This is a genomic window from Nonlabens sp. SY33080 (genome assembly GCF_011784885.1).
Classification (GTDB): domain Bacteria; phylum Bacteroidota; class Bacteroidia; order Flavobacteriales; family Flavobacteriaceae; genus Nonlabens; species Nonlabens tegetincola.
Genome location: NZ_CP050461.1, coordinates 826,123 through 840,047, shown reverse-complemented (window position 1 = coordinate 840,047; position 13,925 = coordinate 826,123). Strand labels below are relative to the sequence as shown.

At 35.3% G+C, this 13,925-nt stretch carries 15 protein-coding genes; 7 read left to right on the top strand and 8 right to left on the bottom strand.

Annotation, left to right across the window (positions count from 1 at the left end):
• Positions 1–13: 13 nt before the first annotated feature.
• The 3 genes from HCN53_RS03840 to HCN53_RS03830 are packed head-to-tail and all read right to left on the bottom strand — an operon-like array spanning position 14 to position 1,651.
• Entirely contained in the window at positions 14–946 is a 933-nt protein-coding gene (locus tag HCN53_RS03840; RefSeq protein ID WP_167343244.1) for a TerC family protein, read from the bottom strand.
• Positions 947–956: 10 nt separating this feature from the next.
• Entirely contained in the window at positions 957–1,346 is a 390-nt protein-coding gene (locus HCN53_RS03835) for an arsenate reductase family protein (RefSeq protein WP_167342094.1), read from the bottom strand.
• A 2-nt stretch (positions 1,347–1,348) separates the two neighbouring features.
• A complete protein-coding gene (locus tag HCN53_RS03830; protein WP_042279210.1) occupies positions 1,349–1,651 on the bottom strand; it encodes an HPF/RaiA family ribosome-associated protein in 303 nt (100 codons plus the stop codon).
• A 160-nt stretch (positions 1,652–1,811) separates the two neighbouring features.
• On the opposite strand from HCN53_RS03830, the gene HCN53_RS03825 reads away from it, so the two are divergent.
• Complete coding sequence (locus HCN53_RS03825) at positions 1,812–3,686, top strand: T9SS type B sorting domain-containing protein (protein ID WP_167342093.1); 1,875 nt, start codon at positions 1,812–1,814, stop codon at positions 3,684–3,686.
• A gap of 53 nt (positions 3,687–3,739) precedes the next feature.
• Positions 3,740–4,264: a DUF4251 domain-containing protein gene (locus HCN53_RS03820; RefSeq protein WP_167342092.1), complete on the top strand. Its 525-nt coding sequence runs from the start codon at positions 3,740–3,742 to the stop codon at positions 4,262–4,264.
• A 56-nt stretch (positions 4,265–4,320) separates the two neighbouring features.
• On the opposite strand, the gene HCN53_RS03815 is transcribed toward HCN53_RS03820, so the two are convergent.
• Positions 4,321–5,736, bottom strand: coding sequence for a trypsin-like peptidase domain-containing protein (locus HCN53_RS03815; RefSeq protein ID WP_085774824.1), 1,416 nt, complete (start codon positions 5,734–5,736; stop codon positions 4,321–4,323).
• A 153-nt stretch (positions 5,737–5,889) separates the two neighbouring features.
• Here HCN53_RS03815 and dapF point away from each other — a divergent pair, with 153 nt between their 5' ends.
• The 3 genes from dapF to mltG are packed head-to-tail and all read left to right on the top strand — an operon-like array spanning position 5,890 to position 8,220.
• Complete coding sequence (dapF, locus tag HCN53_RS03810) at positions 5,890–6,672, top strand: diaminopimelate epimerase (RefSeq protein ID WP_105019126.1); 783 nt, start codon at positions 5,890–5,892, stop codon at positions 6,670–6,672.
• The gene (locus tag HCN53_RS03805) at positions 6,672–7,187 is read left to right on the top strand and encodes a GNAT family N-acetyltransferase (protein WP_082586985.1); all 516 of its coding nucleotides are present in this window, start codon (positions 6,672–6,674) and stop codon (positions 7,185–7,187) included. The genes dapF and HCN53_RS03805 overlap by 1 nt, the downstream gene beginning before the upstream one ends.
• Entirely contained in the window at positions 7,180–8,220 is a 1,041-nt protein-coding gene (mltG, locus tag HCN53_RS03800) for an endolytic transglycosylase MltG (RefSeq protein WP_167342091.1), read from the top strand. The genes HCN53_RS03805 and mltG overlap by 8 nt, the downstream gene beginning before the upstream one ends.
• 51 nt (positions 8,221–8,271) lie before the next feature.
• Here the strand turns inward: mltG and HCN53_RS03795 are convergent, their stop codons facing one another.
• From HCN53_RS03795 to HCN53_RS03785, 3 genes are all read right to left on the bottom strand, one after another.
• On the bottom strand, positions 8,272–8,838 hold the full coding sequence (locus HCN53_RS03795; protein WP_167342090.1) for a PAS domain-containing protein: 567 nt from the start codon (positions 8,836–8,838) through the stop codon (positions 8,272–8,274).
• A gap of 81 nt (positions 8,839–8,919) precedes the next feature.
• Positions 8,920–9,192 carry a DUF3817 domain-containing protein gene (locus HCN53_RS03790; RefSeq protein ID WP_042279193.1) on the bottom strand — a complete coding sequence of 91 codons (273 nt, stop codon included), beginning with the start codon at positions 9,190–9,192 and terminating at the stop codon, positions 8,920–8,922.
• On the bottom strand, positions 9,185–10,111 hold the full coding sequence (locus HCN53_RS03785; protein ID WP_060522399.1) for a mechanosensitive ion channel family protein: 927 nt from the start codon (positions 10,109–10,111) through the stop codon (positions 9,185–9,187). The genes HCN53_RS03790 and HCN53_RS03785 overlap by 8 nt, the downstream gene beginning before the upstream one ends.
• Positions 10,112–10,197: 86 nt before the next feature.
• Here HCN53_RS03785 and HCN53_RS03780 point away from each other — a divergent pair, with 86 nt between their 5' ends.
• Entirely contained in the window at positions 10,198–11,430 is a 1,233-nt protein-coding gene (locus HCN53_RS03780; RefSeq protein WP_167342089.1) for an FAD-dependent oxidoreductase, read from the top strand.
• 39 nt (positions 11,431–11,469) lie between these two features.
• On the opposite strand, the gene HCN53_RS03775 is transcribed toward HCN53_RS03780, so the two are convergent.
• Positions 11,470–12,639, bottom strand: a complete 1,170-nt coding sequence (locus HCN53_RS03775; protein WP_167342088.1) for a proline dehydrogenase family protein — start codon at positions 12,637–12,639, stop codon at positions 11,470–11,472.
• 208 nt (positions 12,640–12,847) lie between these two features.
• Here HCN53_RS03775 and aroB point away from each other — a divergent pair, with 208 nt between their 5' ends.
• Positions 12,848–13,921 carry a 3-dehydroquinate synthase gene (aroB, locus tag HCN53_RS03770; RefSeq protein WP_167342087.1) on the top strand — a complete coding sequence of 358 codons (1,074 nt, stop codon included), beginning with the start codon at positions 12,848–12,850 and terminating at the stop codon, positions 13,919–13,921.
• The last annotated feature ends 4 nt before the right edge of the window (positions 13,922–13,925 follow it).

Here is a 13,925-nt window from a genome sequence, read left to right as displayed (position 1 = left end):
GAGATTGATGAGATTAATTTTTTTTCATTCTAGATGCCAAAGCACCAGCAAGTAAAGCTATAAATATAAATCCGAGTGACAACCATTCTGGAAAATGTATATGATGAACTAATAACATTTTGATTCCCACAAAACTCAGTATGGCTACTAGACTATAATGAATGTATTGGAACTTGTTTAAGAGATTGGTTAGGAAAAAGTACATACTTCTCAATCCCATTATGGCAAGAATGTTACTTGTGAAAACCAAAAAGGGATCAGCCGTGATAGCTAGAATAGCCGGTATAGAATCTAGAGCAAAAAGAACATCGGTCAATTCGATGACCACCAAGGCCAAAAATAATGGGGTTGCAATTCTTTTACCCATTTTTCTGATAAAGAGCTGCTGCCCATTAATTTGATCGGTAACCGGTAAAAATTTGCGTACTAGTTTATAGATGGGACTTTGAGCAGGATCAAATTCTTCGTCATTGTTCTTGAGCATTTTAAAAGCCGTATACAGTAGAAATAACCCAAAAACATAAGTCATCCAGCTTACCTTGTTAATTAAGGCAACGCCAAACAAAATCATTAAGGCTCTAAAAACTAAAGCACCAACAATTCCCCAAAACAAAACTCGGTGCTGGTATTTGAGAGCAATATTAAAGGAGCCAAAAATAACCGCAATCACAAAAATGTTGTCTATGCTTAACGACAACTCAATAAGATATCCAGTAATATATTTAATAGATGCATCAATGGCTGTCATGTTTTCAGGATTGTCTACAAGTCCATTGTCATATATCAGGTAAATGGCACCTGTAAAAGCTACAGCGATACTTACCCAAAGAGCAGTGTATTTACTAGCCTCTTTGGTTCCTATAACATGAGCCTTTCTATTAAAAACAAAAAGGTCAAGCATCAAAAAGATGCTGACCATTATTATAAATCCTGTCCAAATCATGATGTAAAAATACTTAAGGTATTCTCACTTGTGCAGTGTCTGGATCAAAAAACTTTATCGCGTCGCTCATTGATATAGCTTGTAAAGCTTTTTTATCATTTACAAGAATAGGAAAGCGCAATAATTCTGGTTGATTGCGTAAAACATCAACACCGTCATTAAATTCAATACTATCACCACCTTGATATTTCTCATGACTGGTGTCAATTAAATCAATGATATCACATTCTAGCAATTCAATAAGTTCTGCATATATAGTTCCAGTAATATCAAATTTATTTATATCACGTTGATTAATTGATTTGCCACTACTCACTAGGTAAGCATACACTTCCTTGTGTAATTTTTTATTAGAATCGTAAAAAATACTTACTTCACGACTGGATTTTGCAAGAACTCCCATTTTTAATGTTTTACTATTGTCGCCTTTCTCTTCTCACATTGAGTTTTTAGTTGAGTAATAACTTTTGAAATTCCTTCTTCAAAATTATCGTGCGACTCCTCGGCAAAAAGTCTTGGTCCAGGAGCACTTAATCTTATTTGGGATATCATACCCGTTTGATCACTCGATGTATTTTCTGTTTTGAAAAACACGTCTGCACGTGTTACCCAGTCATAACGTTCAAAAATCGTTTGTAGCTTTTCTTTGGTATAGTTTTCTAGTCTTTCACTTCCAGAAACTCCGTCGTAATTAAACTGTATAGTCATAATTTTTATTTTAAAGATACAACAGTTGTTATAGAATTTCTTTGTTTTTAGTTTACCTTAATATCACTTTAGCACTCTTTATAAATTTTGTTAATTTACTGTCAATACCTTTATATATTTATAAGTTAAAGTATCAGCAACCTTAGTTATCTTGCACTCAATGAAAAGGATAGCTGTAACTCTTTTAGTATTATTTTATTTCGCTTTCGCGAAAGCGCAATTATCATTTTGCGATGGTGAAATTGGACCAACCATTTTTACCGAAACCTTTGGATCAGGAACTACCAATGGACCTGCTTTACCAGCAAATGTAACTACCTACACATACGTTAATAGTGGTATTCAAGATGGAGAATATACCATCTCTAGTAATATGCAACAATTGAGTAGTTTTTGGGATGCTCCAGATCATACAGGAGATCCTAATGGAAAAATGCTTTTAGTAAATGCCGATTTTACCGCAGGTTTATTTTATCAAACTCCGATAACAGGCTTGTGTGAAAATACACCTTATGAATTTAGTGCCTGGGTGATCAATATTTTGGATAACAACAATCCTTGTGGCGCTGGAGAAATTCCTATACAAGTAAGATTTGAAATTTGGGACATTACCGATTCCACCTTACTAGCAAGCGGTGCAATGCCACCTGAGTCATCACAACCTGCACCTACATGGAAGCAATACGGTCTTACTTTTACCACTGCAACCGGACAAAATGGATGTATTTTAAAACTAATAAATGAAGGTGCTGGTGGTTGCGGTAATGACCTAGCCATCGATGACATCGTTTTTAGAACTTGTGGTGATACCACACAAATAATTGATGCGGCTAATAATACGGTTGTTACAAAATGTGAGGATGATCCTGCACAATCCATTACTTTATCGGCAAGTACGGTAAGTTCCATATTCACAACCCCAGAGTATCAATGGCAGCAAAGCGATGATGGTGTTATTTTTACTGATATTTTAGGACAGAATGGACCTACTTTTACTACACCTAATTTAAACGACACTATTTTTTATAGAGTCAAAGTAGCTGAAGATGCTGTTAATTTATCCAATTCACAATGCGTGAACTTTTCTGATGTTTTCGAATTTCGTGATGTTACAGTTCCGCAAGCAGTTCCAGTTCAAAATCCAGTGATTGCTTGTGATGGTATTTCTGAAGAAATGGAAGTCACCTTGCCTAATGGGACCACGGCTTTTTGGTATACCGTTCCTACAGGTGGAACCTCTATTCATGATGTTTCCAATGATTATACCACAAACATCCCAGGAACTTATTACGTTGAAACTGTTGATATTCAAAGCGGTTGTGTATCAAATTCTAGAGTTGCTATTGATTTCCTAGCCTTCAATAGTCCAAATGTTACGAGTCAAGATTACGAAATTTGTCCTGATGAAACGGTAGTCCTAGATCCTCAATTCTCACCAGCAAGTTACGTATGGAGCACTGGAGAAGGTACACCAACTATTGACGTTGATACTGAAGGAATTTATACCGTAGAAGTAATTAACAACGACGGTTGTTCTTCTACAGCGACATTTACTGTAACAATTACCGAAGCTCCTATAATTGATGAAATAATCGTTATTGGAAATGATTTACAAGTAACACTGTCTAATACTGACTTGTCAAATTTTCAATACAGTATTGACGGTTTAAGGTGGTCTGATTTGCCAAACTTTGATATTACTACTTTTACTCAAGTCACTGTTTTTGTTCGTGATAGACTAAATTGTACGGTAGTTCAACAAGAATACAACAGAATAATTATACCTCAGTTTTTTACTCCTAATCAAGATGGTTTTAATGACTATTTTAATTTTGAAGGGTTAAGAAACTTTCCAGATGCCAGACTCCAAATATTTGATAGACACGGTAAGTTGATCAAGGAGATAAATGATATCGCGGTTAGAGTAGGATGGGATGGAACATACAACGGGCAACCTTTACCAAGTAGTGATTACTGGTTTAAATTGGACTATGATAATAAATCTATCACGGGTCATTTTTCACTAATACGTTAATTATTAGAATATTAAGTGTTTTAAGAATTTAAATAGGTAACTTTAAAATAAAAATGCGTTTCTCTCTATTAATAGGTTTACTTTTTATAATAGGATGTAGTTCTTCTAAAACTTATACGGTCGAAGATTTTAATCGTGTAAAGGGTATTGCGACTAATGACTTTAAACTTGATGTAACTGTAGCGTACCCTTTTAATACAAATGCTACTAATCAAGTATTAACCCAAGTCACGATGCAAAGAGGTGATTCTCCCAATCGTATAAACCTATCAGGTGAGTCTGTAACTTTTGAGGTAAGAAATGATTCCTTGTTTACTCAACTTCCTTTTTATGGAGAACAAAGGCTTTCTACACATTATATGTCTAATCCTGGAATTGTAGTGGAAGCTCCCATAAGTGATAATGAAATCATTATTAATGAAGAAAGAAAGATGATAACTAGAAAATTTAATGCTTCTGGTAAGGATGAGAACCATGAGTTTGTTATTGAATTTTTAAAACATGGATTTTCAAAAATTTATGTTACTTCTACTAGTAGAACTTTCATGAATTATGATGCTCAATTGGTTGATCAATAAAAAATACCGCTACCTTGAAATAAAGATAGCGGTACTTTATTAACCAACATTTCTAATTAATCTATTGTATATCTAAATCGTTCTACTTCGCCACGACTGTTTTTCATTTGAATCAATAGTGTCTCTCTAGGATTTACTTCTCTTAAAATTTCTTGTAGATCGTCAATATTAGTAATTTCATAATCATTCACCTTGGTGATGATATAATCTCTCATGTCATATCTAGATAATTCACCTGTTGTTCTTGTGATACGCACGCCTTTTTTAGTATCAAATATCTTTTGATCCTCTTTAAAAAGATTACGTACTTCCATTTCAATTTGAGGAATGAGAACCGTATTGTTTTTTGTTATTTCAATTTGAGCTTGTTTTTGAACTCCATTTCTTAGGTAACTCACATAAACAATATCACCTGGATTTTTACTTGAAATGTATCCGGTTAAATCGGCAAAGGTTTTCATTTTTAAACCATCAATACTTTTAATAATGTCACCATTTTTTAGATTCGCTTTTGCAGCACCAGAATTTTCAACCACTTTGGCAACATATATTCCTTCACTCTCATCAATTCCCATTTCATCAGCAATGTTACCATTGAGGTCTGTTCCTGATATTCCTAGCATCCCTTTCTGTACAAATCCAAATTCCATAAGATCCTCGATAATCTTACGAGCGTTATTTGATGGAACTGCAAAAGAGTATCCTACATAGGAACCAGTTCTACTAGCAATTGCGGTATTGATACCAATTAATTCCCCATTTTGGTTGACTAATGCGCCACCTGAGTTTCCTGGGTTAACAGCAGCATCAGTTTGAATAAAAGACTGCATTTTTCTATCGCGTTCATCTAGATCACGTCCTTTTGCACTTATAATCCCAGCGGTAACAGTACTTGTAAGATTAAAAGGGTTTCCTACAGCTAGTACCCATTCACCAATTTTAGCTTGATTACTATCACCAAAAACTACATAAGGTAATTCTTCATCAGCTTCTATTTTTAATAGGGCAATATCACTATTAGGTTCAGTTCCCACGAGTTCTGCCTTGTAGGTTTTGTTATTGTTTAATGTCACTTCTAGACTTTGTGCATTTTCAATAACGTGATTATTAGTTACGATATACCCATCACCGGTTATAATAACACCGCTACCAGTTCCTACTGCCTGGCGATAAGGTGTTCTACCATACATAAGATCGGCAATAGACATACCACCACGAGCTATAGTAGTATTTTTTACGTGGACCACAGCATGCACTGTTTTTTCTGCGGCTTCGGTAAAATCGATACCTTCTATAGAATTAGTGTAATTAACATTCTTTACAGGAAGTACTGGTGTTTGTACCTCATTAGCAACTTGTTGTGATTGTTGTGCGGCAATTTGTGACTCTGGTTCAAAGGCTATTTTATAAGTACCTAAAACAACAGCGCCACCTAAAACAGCCATACCGAAATTTTTGATTAAACTTTTCATTTCTTTCTTTTTTTAGCTTCTTATTGAACTTAAAATTATTTAATTCATTGTTTTTATACCGTCAAATTAACCTTAATTAACAATGGATTGATAACATATTAAACAATGCATTTACATCCTTAATTTTAGTATAATTGATAGTATTTTTGCATCATGGATTCACTCACCTTTTATAAGTATCAAGGCACTGGAAACGACTTTGTCATAGTAGATAATCGCGATTTATCTTTTACCAAAAAAGATGCCAAAACAATTGCACGTATCTGTGACAGAAGATTTGGAATTGGTGGTGACGGTTTTATCTTATTAGAGAATCATGCTCATTTAGATTTTAACATGGTTTACTTCAATTCAGATGGTAATGAAAGTACCATGTGTGGTAATGGTGGTCGTTGTATAGTAAGTTTTGCTCATTTTTTAGGAATCTTTGAAAAACAAACCACCTTTAACGCTATTGACGGTAAGCACGATGCGGTCGTTAATGACGACGGAACCATAAGCCTTCAAATGATTGATGTCAATAAGGTAGACGATAATAAAGAATATTGCTTTACTAATACAGGATCGCCACACCATGTGCAATTAGTGGCAGACCTTGATAATTATCCCGTTGTTGAGGCAGGAAGAAAGCTGCGACATGAAGTTTATGGTGATGATGGTGCCAATATTAATTTTGTTCAACCTATCTCTCACGGTACTTATAAAGTGCGTACTTATGAACGCGGTGTAGAGGATGAAACCTATAGCTGTGGTACAGGAGTAACTGCGGTTGCTCTAGCCATGCATGCTACGAGTCATACGACAAATACAAACGTTTCACTAGTAACTCCAGGTGGCGAGTTATCTGTGCGTTTTGTAAACAAGGATAATGGTTATACTGATATTTGGCTTTCGGGTCCAGCCCAGCAAGTGTTTAAAGGAAACATTAATATATGATGTTGAGGAATGAAACTTGTTACCTGCGCGCTGTTGATCTGGCTGATATGGAATACATCTATCAGCTAGAGAATGATCCTGAATTATGGGAAGTAGGGAATTTACTAGCTCCTTACTCTAGATTTACGATACGAGAGTATTTAGAAAATGCTCACCGAGATATTTATGAAGTTAAGCAGCTGCGACTAGCCATTTGTACCCATAGCGATCAAATTGCTGGTTTGGTAGACCTCTATGATTTTGATCCATTTCATAATCGTGCCGGAATTGGAATTGTTATCGATACACCTCATCGTAAAAAAGGTCTCGCGCGTGCTGGTTTACAACTCATGATTGAATATGCTTTTAAACACCTTAGATTACACCAACTACATGCTAGTATATCTACGGATAATGTAGCTAGTAGAATGTTGTTTGAGAGATTACGCTTTCGCGAAAGCGGAATAAAAAAAGACTGGATCGCTACTCCAGATGGTTATAAAGACGAACTGATTTATCAATTGATTAATGAATAAATACCGCAAAATTATTTTAGGAGTAGTCCTTGTAGGACTGTTGTTTATGGCAGGATTTGCCTATAAAGTTTATACCACTTTCTTATCACCCAATACCAATTTTGAATCTGAAACCTATGAGGTATTCATACCAAGTGATGCAGATTATAACAAGGCATTCCTAATTTTTGCCGATGCTGTAGAAGATCGAGACGCGTTGCATCAAACGGCTGTTCGCAAAAAATATCATGAAAATGTAAAGGCAGGTCGATTTTTAATTAAAAAAGGAAGTTCTAACAACGATATCATTAATACGCTGCGCAGTGGTAATACTCCAGTAAAAGTTAGATTTAATAATCAGGAACGAATTGAGGATCTAGCAGGAAGGCTTGCGACTCAAGTAGAACCAGATAGTTTAAGTTTATTAAAAGCGTTTACAGATTCTACTTTTCTTAATAAGGCAGGAGTAAGTAGGGAAGAGGCCTTAACCTTATTTTTACCTAACACGTATGATAGTTATTGGAATACCACCGCAACCTCTTTAAGAGATAAATTATACAGCTATCACCAGCAATACTGGAACGAGAATAGAAGAAGTCTTGCTAGCAAGCAGCGCCTTTCTCCATCACAAGCCTATATTTTAGCAAGTATTGTTCATAAGGAAACAGCAATGAAGGATGAGCGTGCAAGAGTAGCTGGTGTGTATTTGAATCGTCTAAAAAAGAACATAAAACTAGATGCAGATCCTACCGTAATCTACGCCAAAAAGAAAAAGGACGGTGATTTCAATCAAGTCATTAAACAGGTTCTATACAAGCATTTAGAAATAGATAGTGAATACAACACCTATAAAAATGCTGGATTGCCACCTGGTCCTATCGTAACACCCGATATTGACGCTATTAATGCTGTTCTACAACCAGAAAATCACGATTACTTTTACTTCGTTGCCGACGTTCAAAATTTTGGTTACCACAAATTTGCTAAAACACTTACACAACACAATATTAATGCAGCTGCCTATCGCAGGTGGATTAAAAGGAATAATAAATAATAAGAAAAAATAGGTTAACTACCTAATCAAGGAACTACATCGCCTGTTTATTTAAGCAATTTGTTTTTCAAAAGCGATATAGTGCGTTGTCTGGTTATGGTATAAAGGAATGATGTTCACTTTACATTTGTAAGTGGTACCATCTTTTCTATGATTTACAATCACCTCACTAAAAGGTTTATGTTGTTTAATTTTAAAACGTATACGGTTTTTAGTAGTTTCTTTAGTTTGGTTTCCTTGTAGGAATCGTGGTGTTTTGTTTATTGCAAATTGAGTAGAATATCCTGTCATTTCGGAAAATCCATCATTTACCCAAATTATCTTTTGATCTTTATCAGTGACGATAATCGTTTCATAATCCATTGACTCAAATAGATTTTCAATGTTGTTATTCCATTGATACTCCTTAGCTAAATTTTTTATGGAGAAGAGATCTTGTTTTCTTTTAAGAGCAGAAGTGTAACGGTGATTACCATCCATGAAGATATCCCAAGACAGGAGTGGCATCATTTTAGGTTCGGCTGTTTCTAATTGTTTTTGAATGAATTGGTATTCTTTGTCATTTAAACTGAATAAGTAAATGTCAAGGCACATTAAATCTGTTAGGCTGTTGCTCATTGTTGCTGTTTTTTGGTGACTAGTTCAACAACATTATCGATTATTTCAATTTTAATGAAATTATCGATATTAAAACTCTGTTTAAGCCAAGTATTTTTCTTCAAACCAAAATGTTCCAAAAGGAACAACTGACATAACCAAGGCTATTAAAGTAGTTTTAAATTTCCATTTAAGTTGTGCTCCAACTAAAATGGCAACTACTACATAAGCCAAGAATAAAAAACCATGTGCCATACCAGCAATTTTGTTGGGGAAACCAAAGTCAGCCAGGTATTTCAATGGCATAGTAACAAATAAAATAAGAAGGAAGGAATAGCCTTCAACAATAGCAAGATATTTAAAGAATTTAAGCATCTTTTTTCAGTCTTTTATCAGTGAGTGACAAAGGTAATTCAGAATCCTTTCCATACAGTTTAATTTCTTGAATATCTGCCGGTAAATAATAGCCTTCTTCCATTAACGCGCGTTTTACTCGTCCTATCACTCGACCGCGCGTGCTATTTGCTTTCCAACCAAAATCTAATGTATCTACCCAAAAGAAAACTTTTAAATTAACAGTACTCGTTGCAAGCTCATCTTCTATTACATAATTCACATGGTTCTCATCACTTATTACCTTTTCATCCTTTTCTAGAGCTCGCATAATGGTCGATTTAGCCAGTTCTATATCCTCGTCATAATCAATTCCTACTACAAAATCCCATCGATAGAATCCGTCTTCAGTATAATTGGTAACCGGTTGAGTTATCACATCTGAATTTGGGATATAAACATCCTTACCATCAAATGATTTTAATTTTGTGTATCTAAACATCAATGCTTTTACTCTTCCAAAATTATCACCTATCTCCACAGTATCATTAACATTGAAAGGACGATTAAAACTTAAAATTACTCCTGCAATAAAGTTTTGTCCTATATCTTTAAAAGCAAATCCCAGTACCACGGCACTTGCACCAGCAGTAGCAAGTATACCGGCGCTTATATCTCCCAATCCAGCAGCGCGTAGAGCAACCATAATAAAAACAATGATAATAGTAAAACGTATGGCACGTCCCAAGAACCTGCTCATCAAGGGATCTTTAGTGCGCAATTTTACACTACTGGTTGTTAATCGCCCAATTAACGTGGCGATTAAAGTACCCAGTATGATAATAGCGAGACCTAAACCCAATCTAGGTAAAAAGGCGATGAAATTGTCGTACATCTGTACGGTAGTATCCCAGATTTTTTCGTCTACGGGTACTTCATTTAGTTCTTGGAAATTCAACATACTTAAAATTACATAGAGCTGCTTATTAATTTGTTAAGCTTTAACTAAATAAGCTTTTATTAAGTGATCGACCTTATTTTTGTGGCATGGAGAATAAAAAGATAGTCATTATTGGTGCTGGAGTAAGTGGACTTGTAGCTGCTCAAACTCTTAAAAATCAAGGATACGAACCTATCATATTTGAAAAAAACACTCATCCAGGTGGACGTGTACACACTATTGTTGAGAACAACGTAATTTTGGATTTGGGTTTTCAAGTAATGTTAGATGAATATCCAGCAGTAAAAGATTATTTAGATACGTCATCTTTAGACTTAATCAAATTTGCTCCTGGAGCTGTAATCTTTAAAGACGGCCGTACCTACAAATTAGGTGATGCCTCTAGAGACCTTAATTTTTTATTACCTACTATATTTGCTGGAATAGGTACCCTAGGAGATAAATGGAAGGTTTTTACGCTTTCGCGAAAGCTTAAACAAAAATCACTATCGGACATATTTTCTACACCTGAGATAACGACCGAACAATACTTGAAAGATTACGGTTTTTCAGATAAAATTATTGAAAATTTTTTCAGGCCTTTTTATGCAGGAATATTTCTTGAGGATAAATTGGAAACGAGCAGCCGCATGTTTGAGTTTGTTTTCAAAATGTTTGCAACAGGAAACGCAACTATTCCTGCAAGGGGAATTAAGGCTATTCCTGAACAACTCGCAAATGACATTGATATCAATTACAATAAAGAATTACTCGAGGTAGTCGGGAATCAATTAACGTTTAAGGATGGTAGTCAAGTTCAAAGCGATTATACTATAGTTGCTACTCCAGCAAGTGATGTGGTACCTAACTTACGTAACCAACAACAAGACTGGAAACAAACTACAGTATTTTATTTTAAGACCGACCATGAAGGATTCAAACAGCCTATCATTGGATTGCTCACTGGTAATGGATATGCTAATAATTTCCATTTTTTACATGATGTATTCCCAAATCATCAAAAAGTAATAAGTATTACGGTGGTTAAGGATTACACACAAACCGAAGAAGAGCTATCTAGTTTGCTTGCTCAAGAATTGAAGCAGGAAACTGGAATAGAGCTAGGTGACATGATCAAATATTTCAAGATTAAGAAGGCGTTACCAGTGCTTAATAACCTTAATTATGCGTTACCAAGTACTGAAACGCAACTTACGCAACATGTATTTCTTGCCGGTGATCATTTGAGTAATTCCTCTTTAAATGCGGCCATGCTTAACGGTGCCGCTGCAGCACAAGCTGTGATCGATAAGGCTGAAAATAGGGTAGTAGTAGGTTAATTTCCTACTATTCCTTGGGTATTTATATGAAGAGGAATTTTATATTCCTCTTCGTTTCATTTCTTCTTTAATTAATAGCAATTCACGACCCATTTGTCCTGCGACAGAAGTGTTTTCTTGAGCTCTTCGAATCAAATAAGGCATCACGTCTTTAATTGGGCCAAAGGGTAATATTTTAAAAGTGTTATGACCTTTATGTGCAAGATTATAGGTTAGATTATCGCTCATTCCATAAAGTTGACCGAACCAAACGTCGTTATGGTTAGCAGGTATTCCTTTTTCTTTAAGAATATCCATGGCTAGTAGTGTACTGTGTTCATTATGAGTTCCTATACATAATTTGATGCGGTCTAGTCGATCAAGAATAAACTGCATAACGTCATTGAACATCGCATCGGTTGCTTTTTTATTGATACAAATAGGAGATTGATAGCCCATTTCGGCAGCACGTTCTCTTTCTTTCTCCATATAAGCACCGCGAACTATTTTGGCTCCTACAATAAAATTATTTTGGGTCGCATCTTCATGTAGGTTTTTAATATATTCTAATCTATCATGACGATAGCATTGTACCGTATTATAAATTATGGCTTTGTCTTTATTATAACGCAACATCATATCACGTATCAAATCATCGGCTGCGTCTTGCATCCAACTTTCCTCACCGTCGTAGAGCAATGCCACATCGTACTGAGCAGCGGTTTTTGAAATTAAGTCCACACGCTGCTGTATGCGTTCCCATTCTGCTTGTTCTTGACTAGTAAGAGTTTGTTTTTCCGTAACTTTCTGCCAGATATAAAAGCGGCCAATACCGGTAGGTTTCACTACTTCAAAGGAAAGCGCTTCACTGGTAGAAGCTTTTTTAATAAGTTGGATTTTTTTGTCCACAACCTTATCAAATTCTGTTTCCTCTTCTTTACCTTCAACGCTATAATCCAGTATGGAGCTCACACCTTTACTGTACATTTTTTCTACAAGTGGCATACATTCATCCTCGGTAGTACCTCCGCAGAATTGTTCAAAAATGGTGCTCTTAATAAGCCCTTTAATGGGTAGGTTTAGATTAAGAGCTAGTACAGTAGCTTTGGAACCAAAGTTTACTAACCATGGTTTATCCATCATTTTAAAGATGAAATGAGATTTTTTTAAATCTGTATTACTCTTTAATGCAAATGCACGTTCTGTATTATTAAAAGGATTGTCTGCCATAATGCAAATATAATTGCGAAAACGATTTAGGAAACTGATAATTTTGTCGTAAAAATCGACTTTTTCACACAGTCGGACTTACTTTTGGCAATGTTAAGAAAATTACCGGTTTTGAACGATTTTTTAGCGGTAAGCTTTCGCGACCGTAGCCTATAAATAGGCGAGGGAAGCACAGTTTTAATCAAAGTAAAAATATTTGACTCTACATATGGAATCAATTGAAAATCATCTATTCAACATCTATTTTCAAGAAGAAAGCTACACTAAGCTTAATGAGTACCTACAAACTAAGCATCCTAGCTCTATTTTCATTATGGTCGATGAAAACACAATGGATCATTGTTATCCAGTTTTTATGCCAGAATTGAAAACTGAAAGTAGAATTGAAGTAATCGCAATTGATCCTGGAGAAGAACATAAGTCAATTGAAACTTGTAGTGGTGTGTGGAGTGCGATGGTCGAATTAGGAATAGACCGTAACAGTCTTGTAATCAATCTAGGTGGTGGCGTAATTACAGACCTAGGTGGATTTGTAGCTAGCACCATTAAAAGAGGTGTAGATTTTATACACGTTCCTACCAGTTTATTAGGTATGGTCGATGCAGCAATAGGCGGCAAAAACGGTGTAGACTTAGGACCACTTAAAAATCAAATAGGAGTTATTGTTCCACCTATAATGACTTTAATTGACACAAGATTTTTACGTACTCTAGATGAGCAGCAATTAGTCAATGGAAGCATCGAAATGTTTAAACACGGTTTAATAGCTGATAAGGCATATTGGAACGATATGATTAATGCCGGTAAAAACTATTATAATGACATATTTGATCATTTAATTTTTCAAAGCGCCGTAATTAAAAACGACGTTGTAGTTAACGACCCTACTGAAAAAGGGGCTCGTAAAGCTCTTAACTATGGGCATACAGCAGGTCATGCTATCGAATCTTTTTGCCTAACTCAACCAGATCAACCTGATGTTTTGCACGGCGAGGCTGTGGCTGCAGGAATACTTGTAGAGTCCTTCTTAAGTACGAGATATACCGGTTTATCTCCATTAGAATACGATTCTATTAAAAACTGGTACAAAGGACTTGGCTTTACTTTTTCATTTACTGACCGTGATATACAAGATATGATTCAATTGATGGCTCATGATAAAAAGAATGTCAATGGAGAAATACGATTTGTTCTTTTGTCTAGCATAGGCGATTTTGTCACTGATCAAAAGGTGGAAAATGAGGATATTGTTTTAGCTTTCCATGAATTGGCTACAGTTTAAACGT

What these genes read in the sequence shown, in the direction of transcription:
- HCN53_RS03780 (WP_167342089.1), top strand. Translation starts at nt 10,198, where the DNA reads ATGGAGAATAAAAAGATAGTCATTATTGGTGCTGGAGTAAGTGGACTT.
- dapF (WP_105019126.1), top strand. Translation starts at nt 5,890, where the DNA reads ATGGATTCACTCACCTTTTATAAGTATCAAGGCACTGGAAACGACTTT.
- HCN53_RS03805 (WP_082586985.1), top strand. Translation starts at nt 6,672, where the DNA reads ATGTTGAGGAATGAAACTTGTTACCTGCGCGCTGTTGATCTGGCTGAT.
- aroB (WP_167342087.1), top strand. Translation starts at nt 12,848, where the DNA reads ATGGAATCAATTGAAAATCATCTATTCAACATCTATTTTCAAGAAGAA.
- HCN53_RS03815 (WP_085774824.1), bottom strand. Translation starts at nt 5,736, where the DNA reads ATGAAAAGTTTAATCAAAAATTTCGGTATGGCTGTTTTAGGTGGCGCT.
- HCN53_RS03835 (WP_167342094.1), bottom strand. Translation starts at nt 1,346, where the DNA reads ATGGGAGTTCTTGCAAAATCCAGTCGTGAAGTAAGTATTTTTTACGAT.
- HCN53_RS03820 (WP_167342092.1), top strand. Translation starts at nt 3,740, where the DNA reads ATGCGTTTCTCTCTATTAATAGGTTTACTTTTTATAATAGGATGTAGT.
- HCN53_RS03795 (WP_167342090.1), bottom strand. Translation starts at nt 8,838, where the DNA reads ATGAGCAACAGCCTAACAGATTTAATGTGCCTTGACATTTACTTATTC.
- HCN53_RS03830 (WP_042279210.1), bottom strand. Translation starts at nt 1,651, where the DNA reads ATGACTATACAGTTTAATTACGACGGAGTTTCTGGAAGTGAAAGACTA.
- HCN53_RS03790 (WP_042279193.1), bottom strand. Translation starts at nt 9,192, where the DNA reads ATGCTTAAATTCTTTAAATATCTTGCTATTGTTGAAGGCTATTCCTTC.
- HCN53_RS03775 (WP_167342088.1), bottom strand. Translation starts at nt 12,639, where the DNA reads ATGGCAGACAATCCTTTTAATAATACAGAACGTGCATTTGCATTAAAG.
- HCN53_RS03785 (WP_060522399.1), bottom strand. Translation starts at nt 10,111, where the DNA reads ATGTTGAATTTCCAAGAACTAAATGAAGTACCCGTAGACGAAAAAATC.
- mltG (WP_167342091.1), top strand. Translation starts at nt 7,180, where the DNA reads ATGAATAAATACCGCAAAATTATTTTAGGAGTAGTCCTTGTAGGACTG.
- HCN53_RS03825 (WP_167342093.1), top strand. Translation starts at nt 1,812, where the DNA reads ATGAAAAGGATAGCTGTAACTCTTTTAGTATTATTTTATTTCGCTTTC.